General features: G+C 66.9%; 16 protein-coding genes. 6 read left to right on the top strand and 10 right to left on the bottom strand.

What is annotated here, in order from left to right:
• Window positions 1-7: 7 nt before the first annotated feature.
• The 5 genes from AC4D14_RS13960 to AC4D14_RS13940 are packed head-to-tail and all read left to right on the top strand — an operon-like array spanning window position 8 to window position 5394.
• Window positions 8-1039: an ABC transporter permease gene (locus AC4D14_RS13960; RefSeq protein ID WP_490903321.1), complete on the top strand. Its 1032-nt coding sequence runs from the start codon at window positions 8-10 to the stop codon at window positions 1037-1039.
• Window positions 1039-2268 (top strand): substrate-binding domain-containing protein, encoded by a 1230-nt coding sequence (locus tag AC4D14_RS13955; RefSeq protein ID WP_490903320.1) that lies wholly within the window; start codon window positions 1039-1041, stop codon window positions 2266-2268. The genes AC4D14_RS13960 and AC4D14_RS13955 overlap by 1 nt, the downstream gene beginning before the upstream one ends.
• A gap of 29 nt (window positions 2269-2297) precedes the next feature.
• A complete protein-coding gene (locus AC4D14_RS13950; protein ID WP_490903319.1) occupies window positions 2298-3152 on the top strand; it encodes a sugar phosphate isomerase/epimerase family protein in 855 nt (284 codons plus the stop codon).
• Between the two features lie 11 nt (window positions 3153-3163).
• The gene (locus AC4D14_RS13945) at window positions 3164-4339 is read left to right on the top strand and encodes a Gfo/Idh/MocA family protein (RefSeq protein ID WP_490903224.1); all 1176 of its coding nucleotides are present in this window, start codon (window positions 3164-3166) and stop codon (window positions 4337-4339) included.
• Window positions 4340-4395: 56 nt separating this feature from the next.
• Window positions 4396-5394, top strand: a complete 999-nt coding sequence (locus AC4D14_RS13940) for a sugar phosphate isomerase/epimerase family protein (protein ID WP_490903223.1) — start codon at window positions 4396-4398, stop codon at window positions 5392-5394.
• 37 nt (window positions 5395-5431) lie between these two features.
• Here the strand turns inward: AC4D14_RS13940 and AC4D14_RS13935 are convergent, their stop codons facing one another.
• The 8 genes from AC4D14_RS13935 to glyA all read right to left on the bottom strand — a co-directional run bounded on the left by AC4D14_RS13935 (window position 5432) and on the right by glyA (window position 15068).
• The gene (locus AC4D14_RS13935; RefSeq protein ID WP_490903222.1) at window positions 5432-6067 is read right to left on the bottom strand and encodes a PAS and ANTAR domain-containing protein; all 636 of its coding nucleotides are present in this window, start codon (window positions 6065-6067) and stop codon (window positions 5432-5434) included.
• Window positions 6068-6199: 132 nt separating this feature from the next.
• Window positions 6200-7096, bottom strand: coding sequence for a formyltetrahydrofolate deformylase (purU, locus tag AC4D14_RS13930; protein WP_490903221.1), 897 nt, complete (start codon window positions 7094-7096; stop codon window positions 6200-6202).
• 4 nt (window positions 7097-7100) lie between these two features.
• Entirely contained in the window at window positions 7101-8510 is a 1410-nt protein-coding gene (locus AC4D14_RS13925; RefSeq protein WP_490903219.1) for an L-serine ammonia-lyase, read from the bottom strand.
• On the bottom strand, window positions 8510-9145 hold the full coding sequence (locus AC4D14_RS13920) for a sarcosine oxidase subunit gamma (protein ID WP_490903218.1): 636 nt from the start codon (window positions 9143-9145) through the stop codon (window positions 8510-8512). The genes AC4D14_RS13925 and AC4D14_RS13920 overlap by 1 nt, the downstream gene beginning before the upstream one ends.
• Window positions 9138-12086 carry a 2Fe-2S iron-sulfur cluster-binding protein gene (locus AC4D14_RS13915; protein ID WP_490903216.1) on the bottom strand — a complete coding sequence of 983 codons (2949 nt, stop codon included), beginning with the start codon at window positions 12084-12086 and terminating at the stop codon, window positions 9138-9140. The genes AC4D14_RS13920 and AC4D14_RS13915 overlap by 8 nt, the downstream gene beginning before the upstream one ends.
• Complete coding sequence (locus AC4D14_RS13910) at window positions 12083-12487, bottom strand: sarcosine oxidase subunit delta (RefSeq protein WP_490903215.1); 405 nt, start codon at window positions 12485-12487, stop codon at window positions 12083-12085. The genes AC4D14_RS13915 and AC4D14_RS13910 overlap by 4 nt, the downstream gene beginning before the upstream one ends.
• Window positions 12488-12501: 14 nt before the next feature.
• A complete protein-coding gene (locus AC4D14_RS13905) occupies window positions 12502-13722 on the bottom strand; it encodes a sarcosine oxidase subunit beta family protein (RefSeq protein ID WP_490903214.1) in 1221 nt (406 codons plus the stop codon).
• The gene (gene glyA / locus AC4D14_RS13900; RefSeq protein ID WP_490903213.1) at window positions 13719-15068 is read right to left on the bottom strand and encodes a serine hydroxymethyltransferase; all 1350 of its coding nucleotides are present in this window, start codon (window positions 15066-15068) and stop codon (window positions 13719-13721) included. Before glyA ends, AC4D14_RS13905 begins: the two co-directional genes overlap by 4 nt.
• A 155-nt stretch (window positions 15069-15223) precedes the next feature.
• Here glyA and AC4D14_RS13895 point away from each other — a divergent pair, with 155 nt between their 5' ends.
• Window positions 15224-15904, top strand: coding sequence for a GntR family transcriptional regulator (locus AC4D14_RS13895; RefSeq protein ID WP_490903211.1), 681 nt, complete (start codon window positions 15224-15226; stop codon window positions 15902-15904).
• 47 nt (window positions 15905-15951) lie between these two features.
• On the opposite strand, the gene AC4D14_RS13890 is transcribed toward AC4D14_RS13895, so the two are convergent.
• Together AC4D14_RS13890 and AC4D14_RS13885 are read right to left on the bottom strand one after the other, a co-directional pair.
• On the bottom strand, window positions 15952-17133 hold the full coding sequence (locus AC4D14_RS13890) for an L-talarate/galactarate dehydratase (RefSeq protein WP_490903209.1): 1182 nt from the start codon (window positions 17131-17133) through the stop codon (window positions 15952-15954).
• Between the two features lie 78 nt (window positions 17134-17211).
• Window positions 17212-18132 (bottom strand): AEC family transporter, encoded by a 921-nt coding sequence (locus AC4D14_RS13885; RefSeq protein ID WP_490903318.1) that lies wholly within the window; start codon window positions 18130-18132, stop codon window positions 17212-17214.
• Window positions 18133-18198: the final 66 nt, after the last annotated feature.

Here is an 18198-nt window from a genome sequence, read left to right as displayed (position 1 = left end):
GGACCGTCTGCTGCGCGCGCTGCGCACCCCGGGAGGCGCGGTCTTCATCCTGCTGCTGCTCCTGCTCGCCGCCGTCATCGCCGTCAATCCATCCTTCGGCGAACCGGGCTCGCTCATCCGCTTTATTGGCCGCACCGCACCGATCGCCATCGCGGCGATCGGCCAGTACTTCGTCATCGTCTCGGGCGAGTTCGACCTCTCGATGGGCTCGGTGGTGACCGCCCAGGTCTTCATCGCGGGAAACCTTATCGGTCAGGACGAGGGGAGGGCCCTGCCGGTCCTGCTCCTGATGCTGGTCTTCGGTGCGTTCATCGGACTGGTCAACGGGCTCGTGACAACGCTGCTGAAGATCCCGAGCTTCATCGTGACCCTTGGCATGATGCTCGCCCTGCTGGGCCTGGTGCTTTACTGGACCGGCGGGGCCGCCACCGGGAACCCTGCCGACACGTTCCGGCAGATCGGACGCGGGGGCATCAAGGACGTTCCGGTGCTCGAGATCCTGCCCTATCCGGTGCTGATCCTCCTGGCGGTGGCCGCAGGGGCCTTCTGGCTGATGCGCCGGCCCTACGGGCGCACGCTGGTCGCCGTCGGGGACAACGCCCGCGCCGCGGCGCTCACCGGAGCACGGGTGTGGTGGATCCGCACCCGGGCATTCATGCTTTCCTCGCTCGCGGCAACAGTCTCCGGCATCATCCTCGTCGGATACGCCGGGGTACACCCCTCGGTGGGCCGCGGCTACGAGTTCACGGCCATCACAGCCGTCGTCCTGGGCGGCGTGGTGCTCGGCGGCGGGCGGGGCTGGGTGCTCTCCGCCGCGGCGGGGGCCTTCGCCCTCGAAACGCTCTTCGCCCTGCTGAATTTCGCCGGGGTCCAGTCAACGTGGCGGGACACGGTTCAGGGCGCGATCATCATCCTCGCCGTCGCCGCCAGCGCGAAGACGTGGCAGCGGCGCAGGAGCGGCGCCACCAGGTCAACCCATGAGAAGCAGCACCCAATTGCACAGCAGCCCACCGTGGGCGCCAATGAGGGAGGAACATGATGCAGCGAAGCATCTATTCGAAGGCGACAGTTGTGGCAGCCACGGCGCTGCTCGCACTGACCGCCTGTACAACCGATTCATCAATCGAGAACCCGCCGGCCAGCGAAAGCGCGGCGGCCGGCGGCCCGACTCCGGCCGAAGACAGCGGTGACGAGTGGTTCGTCCAGGAGGTGTACGACCGGCAGTCGGAGCAGCGCTCGGCGAGCTTCGAAGGAGACCCCGAGCAGCCCTGGCTGCAGTACATCGACGGGGAAATGAAGAACACCTCCGACCTCGCGGCGGAGGGCGCGCAGAAGGTCTGCTTCTCCAATGCCTCGATCTCCAACCCGTGGCGGCAGACCGGCTGGATCACCATGAATGAGCAGCTCAAGGTCCTCGAGGAGGACGGCGTGATCTCAGAAATGGAGACACGTGACGCCCAGGACGACGACAACACCCAGATCGCCGACATCGACTACTTCATCGCCGAAGGCAACTGCGATGCGTTCATCATCTCGCCGAACTCCACCGCCGCACTGACGCCGGCGGTCGAGCGTGCCTGCGAGACCGGCAAACCGGTTGTTGTCTTCGACCGCGGCGTCGAGACCGACTGCTACACAACGTTCATCCACCCCATCGGCGGCTACGCATGGGGCATCGACACGGCCGAGTTCCTCGTCAACAACCTTCAGGAGGGAGACAAGGTCGTGGCCCTGCGGATCCTCCCGGGCGTCGACGTCCTCGAGCAGCGCTGGGCGGCGGCCGAAAAGATCTTCGAGGAGAACGGGATCGAGGCGGTCGACTACTTCACCGGAGCCGACCCCACCGAGATCAAGAAGATCATCTCCGATGAACTGGCCACCGGCGACGTGCAGGGGGTCTGGATGGACGCCGGCGACGGCGCCGTTGCGGCGATCGAGGCCTTCGAGGACGCCGGCAAGGACTACCCAGTCATGACCGGCGAAGACGAAATGAGCTTCCTGCGCAAGTGGGAGGAGACCGGGCTGACCGGCCTCGCCCCCGTCTACTCGAACTTCCAGTGGCGCACCCCGCTCCTGGCGCTCGAGAAGATCTTCGCCGGCGAGGAGATTCCCAGCGAGTGGGTGCTCCCGCAGACGCCGATCCCTGAAGAGGACCGCGCCGCGTTCCTCGAAGCCAACGAGGGAATGCCTGATGGCCACTACGCCAAGTTCGGCGGCGAGGACCTTCCCGGCTACCCCGACGTGTGGCAGGAACGCACCATCCCGTGAGCACCGGGGCCAGTGGGGAGGCAGGGCACGTGCGCCGCCTGATCGGGGTCAACACCTGGGTGTGGGAATCCCCGCTCACCGACGCCAACCTGCCTCCCCTGCTGGAGAAGATCGCCGGAATGGGTTTCGATGCCGTTGAACTGCCCCTTGAGAAGGCCGGGGATTTCACCGCCGGGACGGTGCGTAGCTCCCTTGCGGGACTGCGCCCGTTCATCGTCGGCGCAATGGCGCCCGGAAGGGACCTTGTTTTCGCCGACGACACCGTGGTCAGGGAGACCCAGCGATACCTCAGCGCCTGCATCGCGCTGGCGCAGGACGTCGGCGCCCCGGCCGTCTGCGGACCGTTCTACGCCTCGACGGGGCGGCTCTGGCGGATGGACGCCTCGGAGCGCGCGGAAGCCTACGGCCAGCTGCGCCGCAACTTGGCGCCGCTGGCCGCTGAGGCCGAGGCCGCCGGCGTCGTGCTGGGCATCGAACCGCTCAACCGCTACGAGACCTCGCTGCTCAACACCACCGCCCAGGCGCTCGAAGCGCTTGAACCGCTGCTGGGCCGGGGCGTCGGACTCGCCCTTGATACCTACCATCTGGGGATCGAGGAACGCTCCTCGGCCGCAGCGGTCCGGGCTGCCGGAAGCTCCCTGGTCCACCTCCAGGTGTGCGGGAACGACCGCGGCTCCCCCGGCGGCGATGAGACGGACTGGCCCGGAATCTTCGCCGCACTCGACGACGTCGGCTACAGCGGCCCGCTGAACATCGAAAGCTTCACCTCATCCAATGCAAGCATCGCCAGGGCAGCCTCGATCTGGCGCCCGCTTGCACCGTCGCAGGACCAGCTCGCGCAGGACGGCCTGGCCTTCCTGCGCTCGGCCGCCACCGCACCCTAAGGAGAGAGCAGATGACCACCACCGCCCCTGCCGCTGCAGCCGGCCTCACCCCCGGCTCCGGACCGCGAGCGCTGGGGGTCGCGGTGCTCGGCTACTCCTTCATGGGGAAGGCCCATTCGAACGCGTGGCGCAACGTCAACGCCTTCTACCCGACCGCCAGGGTCGCCCAGCAGGTCCTTGTGGGCAGGGACCGGGACCAGGTCGCCGAGGCCGCGCGCCAGTTCGGCTGGAGTGAAAGCGCAACGGACTGGCGTTCGGTGCTCGAGCGCGACGACATCGCAATCGTCGACATCTGCACCCCCGGCCATCTCCACGCCGAGCTGGCCATCGCCGCCCTGGAGGCCGGCAAGCACGTGATCGTGGAGAAGCCGCTGGCCAACTCGGTTGAGGAGGCGGAACGGATGGCCGCCGCAGCGGCGGACGCCCGCGCGAAGGGCGTCCACTCAATGGTTGCCTTCAACTACCGCCGTCTTCCTGCGCTCGCCCAGGCCCGCACGCTCATCGCCGAGGGCCGCCTCGGGGAGATCCGGCAGGTCAGGGTCAGCTATCTCCAGGACTGGCTCCGCGACGAGAATGCCCCGATGACCTGGCGGCTCCGCCGGGAGACCGCGGGCTCGGGAGCGATCGGCGACCTCGCCTCACACGCCGTGGACCAGGTGCAGTTCCTCCTCGGGTCCGCCGTCACGGCCGTCTCCGGGACCGTCAAGACGTTCGTTGAGACCCGCGCCGGAGCGGCCGGCATGGAACAGGTCACTGTCGACGACGCCGCCTGGGCAACGCTGCACCTCACGTCGGGCGCGGTGGCAAGCCTCGAGGTGTCGCGGTTCGCCACCGGGCGGAAGAACGCGCTGCAGATCGAGGTGTACGGTTCACGCGGAGGCCTGGCGTTCGACCTTGAGCGGCTGAATGAGCTCCGGTACTTCGATACCGAAGCTCCCGGACAGGTTCAGGGGTATTCGCGGATCCTCGTTACCGAGCCGTTCCACCCCTATGCGGGCAGGTGGTGGCCTCCAGGGCATATCCTCGGTTGGGACTCAACTTTCACCAGCCAGGCCGCGGACTTCCTTTCCGCGATCGATGCTGGGACGGCGCCGTCGCCGTCATTTGAGGAAGGGCTCGCGGTGCAGAGAGTGCTTGCCGCCCTCGAGGCAAGTGCTGAACGCTCAAGCGCGGTCGTCGAGCTCTGAGTTCACCGCCAGCGGCAACCCGCGCTGACGCTTGTCCGAGACGAAGGAGCATTGAGATGGGACGAAAGTACACGCTGTTCACCGGCCAGTGGGCTGACCTGCCGTTCGAGAAAGTAGCGGAGCTTGCAGGTCAGTGGGGCTATGACGGGTTGGAGATCGCGGTATCCGGTGACCACCTCGACGCTTGGCGGTGGGACGATGACGCCTACATCCAGGACCGGCTGGACATCCTCGAACGCAACGGCCTGAAGGTCTGGGCCATCTCGAACCACCTCAAGGGCCAGGCTGTGTGCGACGACCCGATCGACTTCCGCCACGAGTCGATTGTGGGGCCGCGGGTCTGGGGCGACGGCACGCCCGAAGGAGTGCGTTCCCGGGCCGCGGAGGAGATGAAGCTGACGGCACGCCTGGCCCAGAAGCTGGGAGTGAAGACGGTCGTCGGCTTCACGGGTTCCTCGATCTGGCAGTACGTGGCAATGTTCCCGCCCGTGTCCCCCGAGGTCATCGAGGCCGGGTACCAGGACTTCGCCGACCGGTGGAATCCGATCCTCGACGTATTTGACGAGTGCGGGGTCCGTTTCGCGCACGAGGTCCACCCCTCGGAGATCGCCTACGACTACTGGTCCACCCACCGCGCCCTCGAGGCGATCGGGCACCGGGAAGCCTTCGGGCTGAATTGGGACCCCAGCCACTTCATGTGGCAGCAGATCGACCCGGTCGCCTTCATCTCCGACTTCGCCGACCGCATCTACCATGTGGACTGCAAGGACACGAAGATGCGGATGGGCGGCGGACGCAACGGCATCCTCTCCTCCCACCTGCCCTGGGGCGATCAGCGGCGGGGCTGGGATTTCGTCTCGACGGGCCGCGGGGATGTGCCCTGGGAGTCAAGCTTCCGCGCGCTGACCGCGATCGGCTACGACGGGCCCATTTCCGTGGAATGGGAAGACGCAGGCATGGACCGGCTGCAGGGCGCACCGGAGGCGCTTGCCTTCCTCAAGTCCTTCGACTTCGCTCCCCCCACCGCTTCGTTCGACGCGGCCTTCAAGCAGTAGGCGCAGGGGCACCCCCACGGCACCCGGGCCCCGGCTCTCAGTGCGAGGGAGCTTCCCACAGCGTCGAGGAGGCCGTATGCCCCGTGGCGGTATCGACGATGTCCTGGGCGAGGTCGGCGACCCTGCGGTTCACGGCCTGGCTCCGGGCGCTGAGCGCCTCGAACGCCTCGTCGGCGCTGAACTTATGCCGGCCCATGAGGATGCCTTTGGCCTGTTCGATCACGGCCCGGTTCCTGGCCGAGTCGGCCACGGCCTGGGCCGTGGCCCGTCGGGTGTTGCGGTCCACGGGCTCGGTGAGGTCGGTGACCATCCCTCGCACTCCCACAACGGATCCGGCGTCGACGATGAGGTCCCCCACGCTGAGCACCCGGTGGCGGCGGCCCCGACGGTCAACGACCGTGTGGTATCCGGCAATCGGTCCTCCGTCTGTGAGCAGACGTCCCCACAGGGCGCGCACCCCTTCCTGTTCCTCGGCCGGAACGTAGGGGAATCCCGATTCAAGGCTCGGAACCATTTCTCCCCGCCGGTACCCGTGAATCCGGTACATCTCATCGGACCATCGCAGTTCGCCGGTGTCGAAGTAGTACTCATAGGAGCCGGTGGGACAGTTCAACAGCTGTTCAGGCCTGCGGTCCCCTTCGACGGAGGGACCGGATCCGCTGACGGAAGACACAGGGGTTACACCATTTCTGCAGGGAAAAGAGGCGGGCCGCCTGCTTGACCCGCAACACACATTAAAGCACCGGCGGCACTGCCGGCACTTAGCGAAGAAGGTGAAGCTGGTGTCCATGATTGTTCGGACAACCTACTTCAGGACGACTGTCCTGTTCCCATTCAGGATGATGCGGCCTTCGCAGTGCCAGCGGACGGCGTTGCTCAATGCCTTGCACTCCGTGTCGCGGCCAGCGGCCACGAGGTCCTCCGGGCCGTAGGTATGGTCAACCTCCACCACCTGCTGCGAGATGATCGGGCCTTCGTCCAATTCGGCGTTCACATAGTGCGCGGTTGCGCCAACAGTCTTCACTCCGCGCGCGTAGGCCTGGTGGTACGGCTTGGCGCCCTTGAAGCTGGGCAGGAACGAGTGGTGGATATTGATCGCCCGCCCGTCCAGCCTCCGGGTCAGCCCGTCGCTGAGGACCTGCATGTACCTGGCCAGGACAACGAGTTCGACGTCGAAGTCGTCAATGAGGTCAAGCAGCCGTGCCTCGGCGGCGGGCTTGGTCGCGGTTGTGACCGGCACGTGGAAGAACGGGATCCCGTGCCACTCGACAAGCGCCTGGTGGTCGGTGTGGTTGGACACGACGGCCACCACGTCGATGGGGAGCTCTCCGATCCTGGCGCGGAACAGCAGGTCATTGAGGCAGTGGCCGAACTTCGAGACCATGATGAGGACCCGGCGGCGGGAGAGGTGCTCTTCCAGCTGCCAGCGCATCCCGTACTTGTCGGCGAGGGGAGCAAAAGCGGAGCGCAGCTGATCCACGGTTGTTCCTTCACCGGGGGAGGCGAAGTGGACCCGCATGAAGAAGTGGCCTTCGATGCGGTCACCGAACTGTTTGTTGTCGATGATGTCGCAGCCGTGTTCGAGCAGGAAACCGGACACGGCGTGGACGATGCCAGGCTCCTCGCGGCAGTCAAGCGTCAGGACGTGTTCCACAGTGGTGGCCGGATTCGGAGCCGGCACTTCGGACTGGATTGTCGTCATTTGTTCAGCACTCGATCACGTTCACGGCGAGGCCTCCTCTTGAGGTTTCCTTGTACTTGGATTTCATGTCTGCTCCAGTCTCGCGCATCGTCTTGATGGCCTTGTCGAGGGAGACCACGTGGCTGCCGTCCCCGTGCAGGGCAAGGCGCGCGGCGTTGATGGCCTTGACGCTGGCGATGGCGTTACGTTCGATGCACGGAATCTGCACGAGCCCGCCGACCGGGTCGCAGGTGAGCCCAAGGTTGTGTTCAATGCCGACCTCGGCGGCGTTTTCGACCTGCGCGGGGGTGCCGCCGAGCACTTCGCACAGCCCCGCGGCCGCCATGGAGCAGGCGGAGCCCACCTCCCCCTGGCAGCCCACCTCCGCTCCGGAAATCGACGCGTTGATCTTGAAGAGGATTCCGACGGCGCCTGCGGCGAGCAGGAACCGGACGACGCCGTCGTCGTTGGCGCCCGGGACGAACTTGACGTAGTAGTGAAGCACCGCCGGGATGATCCCGGCGGCGCCGTTGGTGGGTGCGGTGACGATCCGGCCGCCGGCGGCGTTTTCCTCATTCACGGCGAGGGCGAAAAGGTTCACCCATTCCATGGCGAGCAGGGGGTCGGCAGGTGCCTGCGCCGGGGATGGCTTCCCCGGTCCGGCGTCGGGTGCGGCTGCCGCAAGGGTCCGGAACAGGGCCGGGGCACGCCGCTTCACCTTCAGCCCGCCGGGCAGGATGCCCTCCGCGGCGCAGCCATTTTCGACACATTCGCGCATGACGGCCCAGAGATCCAGCAGTTTCTTCCGGAGTTCCGCTTCGCTGTGCCAGGTGAGCTCGTTGGCGAGCATCACGTCGGAGATCGACATGCCTTCGCGCCGGCAGATGTCCAGGAGCTGATCCGCCATGGTGAATTGGTACGGCAGCGCGGTGTCATCGGGGACTACGCGGTCGCCTGCGTCGGATTCCCCGTCGACAACGAACCCGCCCCCGATCGAATAGAAACTTCGTTCGCTGAGCACGGTGCCGGCGTAGTCAAGGGCGCGGAACGTCATGCCGTTGGGATGGGCCGGGAGGGACTTCCGCCGGTGCAGCACCACGTCTTCGTCCCAGTTGAAGTCCACCCGGTGGTCCCCGCCAATCCAGAGTTCGGCGTCGAGCGCGGCGGCGGCCACCTGATCATCGGCGGTGGCGGTGTCGACGGTTTCAGGGTCCAGGCCCTTGAAGCCCAGGACCACCGCCTTGTCCGAGCCGTGCCCCCGCCCCGTTGCGCCGAGGGAGCCGAACAGTTCGGCCTGCACCCGCTTGGTGGGGCTCAGGTGTCCGGCTTCCTTCAGCCCGTCAGCGAACAGCTTCGCTGCACGCATCGGGCCGACCGTGTGCGACGACGACGGTCCGATGCCGACCGAGAAAAGGTCGAGGACACTCAGAGCCATTACGGGACCTCGGGGGAGGCATACTCGCGCATCGCATCGAGGAGCCAGCGTCCCAGGAAGTCGGCGAACGAGGCCCGGGGGAAGATCCGGTAGCTCTCGCCGCCGGTCTTCCACAGGACCGCAGGGATGCCGGCGATCTCCGTTGACAGCGCGGTTCCGGCCGTGAAAACCCGGGGGTGGAGGTCCAGCGAGCAGCCCTTCTCAAGGACGGCCCGGGCCCTCGGCCCCGTCAGTTCGAACGTCGTCCGGTTGGCGGAAAGGTCAACCACCTGGCCTTCCCCGTCACCCAGCGCTTCCTTGAGTGCCTGGAGGAGGTTGCCCCCGAGGGACTCGTGGGACTCGGCGGCAGCAACCACAACGAATTCGGCGGGGCCGAGCCACAGCACGGCGGTGCCGCCGGTTCCGCTGACACCGCCCGAGGCTGCGGGCAGGCCGCCCGTGATCGAAGCGATCCGCAGTCCGGCCTCACTGGCAGGTGCAACCCTGATTCCCACCATCGTCAGGAAAGCGGCTTCGCCCAGTTCCACGATGCCCCGGACGGAGCCGGTCTCAAACGCTTCACCCAGGTGCTCGGCCGGGCTGTGGCGGGAAGCCTTGATTCTGCTCAGATTTTCGGGTGCTGCTGTTTCAGCCATCTTTACGGGTCCCTTCGGGGTCAAAAAGCACGGTTTCGGCGACGACGACATCGACGAGCTGGTCGCCGGCGGCGGCGGTGAGGGTTTCACCGATCCGGTTGCGGCCGTTGGTGATCAGGGCCAGGGCGAAAGACCTGCCCAGGGCGGCGCTGTGGTAGCTGGAGGTCACGAACCCCTGCATCGGCACCGGCCCGTTGGCGGGGTCGGTCGGAATGCCCTTTTCGATGAGCTGGGTGCCCTCCGGAAGCCGCAGGGCGCGGTCTACCGGCAGTACGCTGACCAGGTGCCTGCGGTCGGGGCGTGCGGCATCGGCCCTGGAGTAGGAGCGTTTGCCGATGAAGTCCTTGACCTTGGAGACCACCCATTCCATGCCCGCGTCCTGCGGGGTGACAGTGCCGTCAGTGTCCTGGCCGACGATGGGGTAGCCCTTCTCCGCCCGAAGCACGTGCATGGTTTCGGTGCCGTACGGGGTGATGCCGTATTCGGCACCGGCCGCCGCGACGGCTTCCCACGTGTTCAGCCCGTACCAGGCGGGGACGTTGATCTCGTATGCCAGTTCCCCGGAGAACGAGATGCGGCAGACCCGGGCCCGTACGCCTGAGGCGAGGGTGGTTTCCCGGAAGGTCATGAACGGGAAAGCTTCGGCTTCCAGCCCTCCATCGGCGGCGAGTTCAGGTGCCACCTTGGCCAGGACCGCGCGGGACCTTGGGCCGACGACGGCGATCGTGGTCCACTGCTCGGTTACCGATGTGCAGTGCACGTCGAGGTCCGGCCACTCGGTCTGCAGCCATTCCTCAAGCCAGTCCAGCACCTTCGCTGCGCCTCCGGTGGTGGTGGTCATGAAGTAGCGGTCCTCGTCGAGGCGCAGGGTCACCCCGTCGTCGAAGATCATCCCGTCCGCCATGCACATCACTCCGTAACGGGCCGAACCCGGGGCGAGCTTCTTGAACGCGTTGGTGTAGACCCGGTTCAGGAATTCACCGGCGTCCTTGCCCCGGATTTCGATCTTGCCCAGGGTTGTGGCGTCCATGAAGCCCACGGAGTTCCGGACGGCGGCGCATTCACGCAGCACCGCCGCATCCATATCCTCCGCGTCCTGGGGGTAGTACCAGGGGCGCTTCCACTGTCCGACATCTTCGAACCGGGCGCCGTGGGCCACGTGCCACGGATGGATTGAGGTCCTGCGGGCCGGGTCGAAAAGGTCCCCGCGCTGGCGGCCGGCCAGGGCGGCGAAGGCTACCGGGGTGAACGGGGCCCGGTAGGTGGTGGTGCCGATGTCGCCGATGCCCCGGGAGGCCTCCCCTGCCTGCCGGAGCGCGGCGGCGATGACGCCGATCGCGTTCACCCCGGAGGTCTTGCCCTGATCGTTGGCGGTGCTGATCGAGGTGTAACGCTTGATGTGCTCCACCGAGCGCATGCCCGCGCCTGTGGAGCGCAGGACGTCGGCCACTGACTGGTCCCGCTGGAAGTCAACGAAGTGGTGGTGCCAGTCGTCCGGGGTGCCGGTCTGCCCGGGTACCAGCCACAGCTGCCGGGTCGGGGCGGACGCCTTCGGTTCTCCGATCGGTGCGGGCCCCTGCCCGGAGCCGAAGCCCGCTGCGATGGCGGCCGCGGCTCCGGCGGAGACGCCTTCGGCGAGGCAGTCGACGAGTTCGAAGCTGCCGCGGCCGGAGCCCACAACCTGCTGGTTGGGAACCTTGGTGCTCGGCACGAACGCCGCCAGGTCCTCGTCCCAGCGCAGCTTGCCCTGCCGCTGGGAGTGGAGGTGCACCAGGGGGCTCCACCCGCCGGAGACTGCTAGCAGGTCGCAGCCGATCTCTTCGCTGGTGGAGGTGATCCCGCCGTTGTCGTTGATGCCGCGGACGGTGACCGAAGTCAGGCGGCCGTCACTGGAGCCTGCGGCAGTAGTGTCGGCCACCGCACTGCCGGTCAGTACCCGGGTTCCGGCGTGGACGGCGGCAGCGGCTGCGGCCGTGAGCCCGGGACGGGCGTCGACCACGGCGGCGAGGCTGACGCCTGCGGCCCGCAGGTCGGCGGCGAGGGCGTAGGCGCTGTCGTTGGTGGTGCTGATGACCGCGCGCTGTCCGGCTGCTACGGCGTAGCGGTTGAGGTAGGTGCGGACGGCCGAGGCGAGCATGATGCCGGGGCGGTCGTTGTTCTCGAAGACCAGCGGCCGTTCGTGGGCGCCGGGGGCCAGCACCACCTGAGCGGCGCGGATGTGCCAGATCCGCTGGCGGGAGACTCCCGGGGCGGCCGGGCTGGAAAGGTGGTCGGTGCGGTTCTGGACAGCGATGACGTAGTTGGCGTCGTAGGCGCCGAAGGCCGTGGTGCGGTTCATGACGGTGCATTCGGCGCCGGAAACGAGCTCGGCTTCAACGTCCGCCACCCATTCCAGGGCCGGCTTGCCTTCGATGGTTTCTGCAAGTTCAGGGGCCGTGGAGCCGGACAGGAGCGATCCTCCCAGCTCGGGCTGATCATCGAGGAGCATCACGCGCGCACCGGTGCGGACTGCCTCGCGGGCCGCGGCGAGGCCGGCCGGCCCGCCGCCGACGACGAGGACGTCCGTATGGACGTACTTCTTGTCGTACTCCGCGCGGTCGTCCCCGGGGTCGAGCCGGCCGAGGCCGTTGAGCAGCTCCGCCTGCAGGCCGTCCACCAGGGACACCGTGGTGGCAGGAAGCATCGACTCGGCAACATGGCCCGGGAACCGGGGCGCAACCCGCACAAGCGCGTTGGGCTCCTCAACGCCGGCGGCCAGGATGCCGCGGGGCCGGTCCTCGTAGAGCGAGTTGCCTGCCGCAATGCGGCCGTTGGCGAGCAGGGCGGAGGCAAGCGTGTCGCCGGGGTGGCCGGTGTATTCCTCCCCGTCCACGGTGAAACGCCACGAGATGGTGCGGTCGATGCGTCCCCCGGCGGTGAGGCGGGCGTTGTGGGAGGTCACTGGGTTGCTCCTTGCGGTGCGGTGCTGGTTGTGGAGGTGCTGGTCGTGGAGAGGTCGGGCGCGGCGTCTCCGGTTGTTGTGCTGTCGGCTGCGGTGCTGGCGGTGCCGGATTCGGCGGCCGGGGCGACGGCGTCGGGCCGGGGTTCGCCCATGCGGTAGACGGCCTGGATGTCGTAGGTGACCGTATCGCGGAGCATATTGAACCACTGCCGGCAGCCGGTGCTGTGCAGCCAGCGTTCGGCGAAGGCGCCCTTGGTGTTGTCCCGGTAGAACAGGAACTCCGCCCACTGGCGGTCGTCGAGTTCGGCAGGGTTGTGGGGGTAGGGCACGTGGGCCTGGCCGCCGTAGTGGAACTCGGTCTCGTCGCGGGGCCCGCAGTTGGGGCAGGGAATCAGAAGCATGGCGGGGCTGCTCTCTAGTGCGCCACGGCGGCGGCGCCGTGCTCATCGATCAGGGCACCGGTTTCGAAGCGTTCCAGTGCGAAGGGCTTGTTGAGGTGATGGGGGGCGCCGGTGGCTATGGTGTGGGCGAAGGTGAGCCCGGCCCCGGGGGTGCCCTTGAATCCGCCGGTGCCCCAGCCGCAGTTGACGAACATGTTCTCAACCGGGGTGGTGCCGACGATCGGTGAGGCGTCGAGGGTTGTGTCGACGATCCCGCCCCAGGTGCGCAGCACATGGGCCCGGGCGAAGATGGGGAAGAGTTCCACGGCGGCGGCCATCTGGTGTTCGATCACGTGGAAGGACCCGCGCTGGCCGTACCCGTTGTAGGAGTCGACGCCGGCGCCCATGACAAGCTCGCCCTTGTGTGCCTGGGAGACGTAGACGTGGACGTGGTTGGACATCACCACCGTGGGGTGGACCGGTTCGTGCAGTTCCGAGACCAGCGCCTGGAGCGGATGCGACTGGATGGGCAACCGGAAGCCTGCCATCTCCGCCAGGACGCTGCTGTGCCCGGCGGCGCAAAGGCCCACCTTTTCGGTGTGGATGGTGCCCTGGTTCGTTTGAACGCCCACCACGCGGTTGCCGTCCTTGAGGAAGCCGGTGACTTCGCAGTTCTGGATGATGTCCACCCCGAGCTCATCGCACTTGCGGGCGAAGGCCCAGGCCACGTGGTCGTGCTTGGCGATGCCGGCGCGCGGCTGGTACGTGGCTCCCATGACCGGGTAGCGGATGTTGTCGCTGATGTTGAGGATCGGGCACAGCTCCTTGACCTGCTGGGGGTCGAGCCACTCGGCGTCGACCCCGTTGAGCCGGTTCGCCCCGACCCGGCGGACGCTCTCGCGCACGTCCCCGAGGGTATGGGCGAGGTTCATGACCCCGCGCTGGCTGAAAAGGAAGTCGTAGTCGAGTTCCTCGGGCAGGATTTCCCAGAGCTTCAGGGACGCCTCGTAGATCGCCGCGCTCTCATCCCAGAGGTAGTTCGAGCGGATGATCGTGGTGTTCCGTGCCATGTTGCCACCGGCCAGCCACCCCTTCTCGAGGACGGCGATGTTCGTCATGCCGTGGTTCTTGGCCAGATAGTAGGCGGTGGCAAGTCCATGTCCGCCACCGCCGACGATCACTGCGTCGTAGGAGGATTTCGGCTCCGGGTTGCGCCAGAGGAAATCCGGGTGCTCCGGAAGCTGGTCAGCGCTCACAGGGCCGCTCCAATCATGTCTGTGTTGGGCTCGGTGGCTGGTTCCTCGTCGGAGCGGCCGTCACCGAGGTGGGGGTAGAGGGGGAATTTCGCTGCAAGGGTGCTGACGCGCCGCCGGAGTTCGGCGACGGTGTCTTCGCCGAGCTCGTTGTTGGTGGCCGGTGCGGTGAGCGCTGAGGCGATGATGTCCGCGACCTCGGTGAACTCGGCGGCGCCGAATCCGCGGGTGGCGAGGGCCGGGGTGCCGATCCGCAGCCCCGAGGACACCATCGGGGGGCGGGGATCGAAGGGAACCGCGTTGCGGTTCACCGTGATGCCGATCCGGTGGAGGCGGTCTTCGGCCTGCTGCCCGTCGAGTTCCGAGTTGCGCAGGTCCACCAGGACAAGGTGCACATCGGTTCCGCCGTTGACTACGGAGATGCCTGCTGCTGCGACGTCGTCGCTGAGGAGCCGGGCGGCCAGGGTCCGGGCGCCTTCGAGAGTGCGCTCCTGCCGCTCCTTGAATTCGGGTGAGGCCGCGATCTTGAAGGCCACGGCCTTGGCGGCGATCACGTGTTCCAGCGGCCCGCCCTGCTGGCCCGGGAACACCGCGCTGTTGATCTTGCGGGCGTATTCCTCCTTGGCGAGGATGACTCCGCCGCGTGGGCCGCCCAGGGTCTTGTGGGTGGTGGTGGTGACGACGTCGGCGTACGGCACGGGATTCGGGTGCAGGCCTGCGGCGACGAGCCCTGCGAAATGGGCCATATCCACCATCAGGTACGCGCCCACGAGGTCGGCGATCCGGCGGAACTCGGCGAAGTCCAGCTGCCGGGAGTAGGCGGACCACCCGGCCACGATCAGCTTCGGCCGGTGCTCAAGGGCGAGGGCCTCGACTTCGGCCATATCCACCATGAGATCGTGCTCGCTCACGTGGTAGGGAACCACGTTGTAGAGCTTGCCCGAGAAGTTGATGCGCATCCCGTGGGTCAGATGGCCGCCGTGCGCCAAGGAGAGCCCCATGATGGTGTCGCCGGGCTCAAGCAGGGCAGACATGGCCGCGGCGTTGGCCTGCGCGCCCGAGTGCGGCTGCACGTTCGCGAACTGGGCGCCGAACAGGGCCTTCACCCGGTCGATGGCAAGCTGTTCGATCACGTCGACGTGCTCACAGCCGCCGTAGTAGCGCTTGCCGGGATACCCCTCGGCGTACTTGTTGGTCAGGACCGAGCCCTGGGCCTCCATGACGGCCGCCGGGGCGAAGTTCTCAGATGCAATCATCTCCAGCGTTGACTGCTGCCGGTCCAACTCGGCGGCAATGGCCCGTTGCACTTCGACATCGACCTGCTCCAGCGAGTGGCTCAGTTGCTCCATGAGTGGTATTCCTTCTGCACGACGGCGGGTAGTCTGAAATACTTGTGATACACCACTGATATATCAGTGATGGTGTAATAGTATGTCGGACATCACTCTCGGTCAATAGGAGACAGCACCATGGCGCGGACACCGTTACTGCATCAGGAATGGCAGTGAGCATCCTCATCGAAGCGGAAGCCCCGGCCGGGCCCCAGCCGGGCGGTCTTTCTCTCGCCGAACAGGCGTACCGGCTGCTGCGGGACCGGCTGATCATGTTGGAGATTCGTCCCGGGGACATCCTCAACGAGGCGAGCATCGCCGCCGAAATGGGCATCGGCCGCACCCCCGTGCGGGAGGCGATCAAGCGCCTCGAAGGGGACCACCTCCTCATCTCCTATCCCCGCAGGGGCACCTTCGCAACGAGTGTGGACATCACCGAACTGGCTGAAGTATCGGAAATCCGGGAGCTTCTTGAGCCGCTCGCCGCCCGTCGTGCGGCCGCTGCGGCAAACGAAGAACTGCGGGCCGAACTCCGCGGCCTCGCCGAAACCATCGCCGGGCTGGACAACGCTGCAGCAGACCAGCGGACGATGATGCGCTACGACATTGCTGTCCACCGCTCGATCTACCGCGCCGCAGGAAACAAGCACCTGGAGGACGTGCTGATTCGGTACGACAACCTGGCCACGCGCATCTGGTGCCTTGTCCTGGACAGGGTTCCTTCGGTCGCGGGCCACGTGGGTGAGCACATCGGCCTCCTGAACGCCATAGCCGACGGCGACGCCGAGCTTGCCGCGGAGCTCGCCCTCAACCACGTCGTCGATTTCCAGCGCGCGATACGAAAGATCCTGTAGCACCTAAAGGCATGGTTCCTCGGGGCGGGCCCCGAGGAACCGCCCTGCTACTTCCTTCCGAACTCCACCCTGTCGGTCGTCCACGCCCGGGCCCGGTCGCTGAGGGTGAACCCGAGTCCGGGCCGGTTCGGAACGGTCATCCTGCCGTCCTTCGTCTCAAGCCGTTCGTTGAACAGGGGATTCAGCCACTCGAAGTGCTCAACCCAAGGCTCCCGGGGGTAGGCCGCGGCGAGGTGCAGGTGGATCTCCATCGCGAAGTGCGGAGCAAGCTGCAGTCCCGCCTGGTCGGCCAGGGCGGCAAGCCGCAGGAACGGCGTGATTCCGCCTATCCGTGGCGCATCGGGTTGGATGATGTCCACCGAACGGTTCTCGATGAGGCTCACATGCTCACCGACGCTGGAAAGCATCTCCCCGGTCGCGATTGACGTGTCGAGGCGTGCCGCGAGCTGCGCGTGGCCCTCGGCGTCGTAGGCGTCGAGCGGCTCTTCGATCCAGACAAGGTTGTACTCTTCGAGCGCCCGACCCATCCGCATCGCCGTCGGCCGGTCCCACTGCTGGTTCGCGTCGACCATGAAGGGCACGTCGGGACCAAGATGTTCGCGCAGTGCTGTGACGCGGGCGAGATCGACCTTCGAGTCAGGATGCCCCACCTTGATCTTGATGCCGCCGATCCCCTCGGCCAGCGACTGCGACGCCCGCTCCTTGACCTCCTCGACCGGAGCCTGGAGGAACCCGCCCGAGGTGTTGTAGGTCTGCACCGAGTCGCGGTATGCGCCGAGCAGCTTCGCGAGCGGCAGGCCGGCCCGCTTTGCCTTGAGGTCGTAGAGCGCGATATCGAAGGCGGCGATCGCCTGGGTGGCGACGCCGCTGCGGCCCACCGACGCTCCGGCCCACAGCAGCTTCTGGTAGATGCGTCCAATGTCGCTTGGATCCTCGCCGAGCAGGCGGTCGGCGATCTCGCGGGCGTGGGCGTACTGCGCAGGGCCACCGGCGCGCTTGGAGTAGCTGAAGCCGATCCCCGACGCTCCGTTGTCGGTCAGGATCTCCGCGACGAGGAACACGATCTCCGTCATTGGCTCCTGCCGGCCGGTGAGCACCTTCGCGTCACTGATGGGCACCGCCAGGGGTAGGACGAGCGTGGAGAGCTCAACGTGGCGGATGCGGTCGGTCGTGGCTTCGCCCCCCGATACCACGGACAGCAGGGTCGGGGCGGGTGTTGCACTGCTCATTGGATCTCCCGGGGTTGGTTGGGTGACGAACTGAAACTGTGGCCGAGGGACGGCGGGTGGGCGGACCGAGGGTGGACTTCAGGCGAGGAGCCATGCCGCTCCTACAAGGACCGGAACCGCTGCTGCCGACGACAGGAGGACGACGTCGCGGGCCAGCGCCGTACCCCTGCCGTAGCGGCTGGCGAACATGAACACGTTCTGCGCCGTCGGCAGGGCCGCCATGAGGACTGCGCCGAACACGAGCTCCCGGCTCAGGCCGAAGACGTACGTGGCCGCGGCATAGGACACTGCAGGCATGACAAGTGCTTTCAGTGCCACGACGGTGATCACCTCCGCCCTGCTGTTCCTGTCCTTCAGCGGGGTGCTGCCGTGCAGTGACATTCCAAAGGCCATGAGGACCAGGGGAACCGCCGCCCCGCCCAGCAGCATCAGTGGCTCCCAGAGAACGCCCGGCACCCTCAGCCCCGTCCAGGAGATGAGGATACCCAGCAGGGAGGCGATGATCATTGGATTGCGGAACGGCTGGGTGAAGATCCGCCGCACGGACGGCGTCCGGCCGGAGGTCAGGTCGAGGATGGTCAGGTACGTGGGTGCGAGCACGAGCAGCTGCATCAGCAGCACCGGGGCCACCGGGGTTGCGTTGCCCAGCGCGTAGACCGCGATGGGTATGCCGATGTTGTTCGCGTTGACGTACGAGCTGGACATCGCTCCTACTGCGGTCTCCGCCGCGGGCCGGCGGAACCAGATCAGGCTGATTGCCAGGTACAGAAGTGCCGTCGTTACCGCCGCGAGGAGCGCGATCGGCACATAGGCGGAGAACACCTGCGCGAGATCGGCCTGGGCGAGGACCGTGAAGAGCAGGGCTGGATTGGTGATGAAGAATGCCGTCTGCGTCAACGCCTGGCCGGCCGACGGACCGCCGATTCCGAGGCGGCCGGCGAGGTACCCGACGACGATGACAATCGCCACGATGGTGAACCCCGCGAGAACCCCGCCCACCCCCGACCCCCTTCGTTGATGCTGCGGCTCCCCTCCGGCATTGCCGGGGGGCGGTTTCATTCGGCA

It is taken from the genome of Arthrobacter sp. TJ-254 (assembly GCF_058269175.1).
The sequence above is the reverse complement of the archived record's forward strand: the minus strand, read 5'-3'. Positions and strand labels throughout refer to the sequence as shown.

Bases quoted from the DNA above. Each gene is read 5' to 3' on its own strand.
- AC4D14_RS13955 (WP_490903320.1), top strand. From the start codon at position 1,039: ATGCAGCGAAGCATCTATTCGAAGGCGACAGTTGTGGCAGCCACGGCG.
- AC4D14_RS13945 (WP_490903224.1), top strand. From the start codon at position 3,164: ATGACCACCACCGCCCCTGCCGCTGCAGCCGGCCTCACCCCCGGCTCC.
- AC4D14_RS13940 (WP_490903223.1), top strand. From the start codon at position 4,396: ATGGGACGAAAGTACACGCTGTTCACCGGCCAGTGGGCTGACCTGCCG.
- purU (WP_490903221.1), bottom strand. From the start codon at position 7,096: ATGACGACAATCCAGTCCGAAGTGCCGGCTCCGAATCCGGCCACCACT.
- AC4D14_RS13925 (WP_490903219.1), bottom strand. From the start codon at position 8,510: ATGGCTCTGAGTGTCCTCGACCTTTTCTCGGTCGGCATCGGACCGTCG.
- AC4D14_RS13920 (WP_490903218.1), bottom strand. From the start codon at position 9,145: ATGGCTGAAACAGCAGCACCCGAAAATCTGAGCAGAATCAAGGCTTCC.
- AC4D14_RS13910 (WP_490903215.1), bottom strand. From the start codon at position 12,487: ATGCTTCTGATTCCCTGCCCCAACTGCGGGCCCCGCGACGAGACCGAG.
- glyA (WP_490903213.1), bottom strand. From the start codon at position 15,068: ATGGAGCAACTGAGCCACTCGCTGGAGCAGGTCGATGTCGAAGTGCAA.
- AC4D14_RS13890 (WP_490903209.1), bottom strand. From the start codon at position 17,133: ATGAGCAGTGCAACACCCGCCCCGACCCTGCTGTCCGTGGTATCGGGG.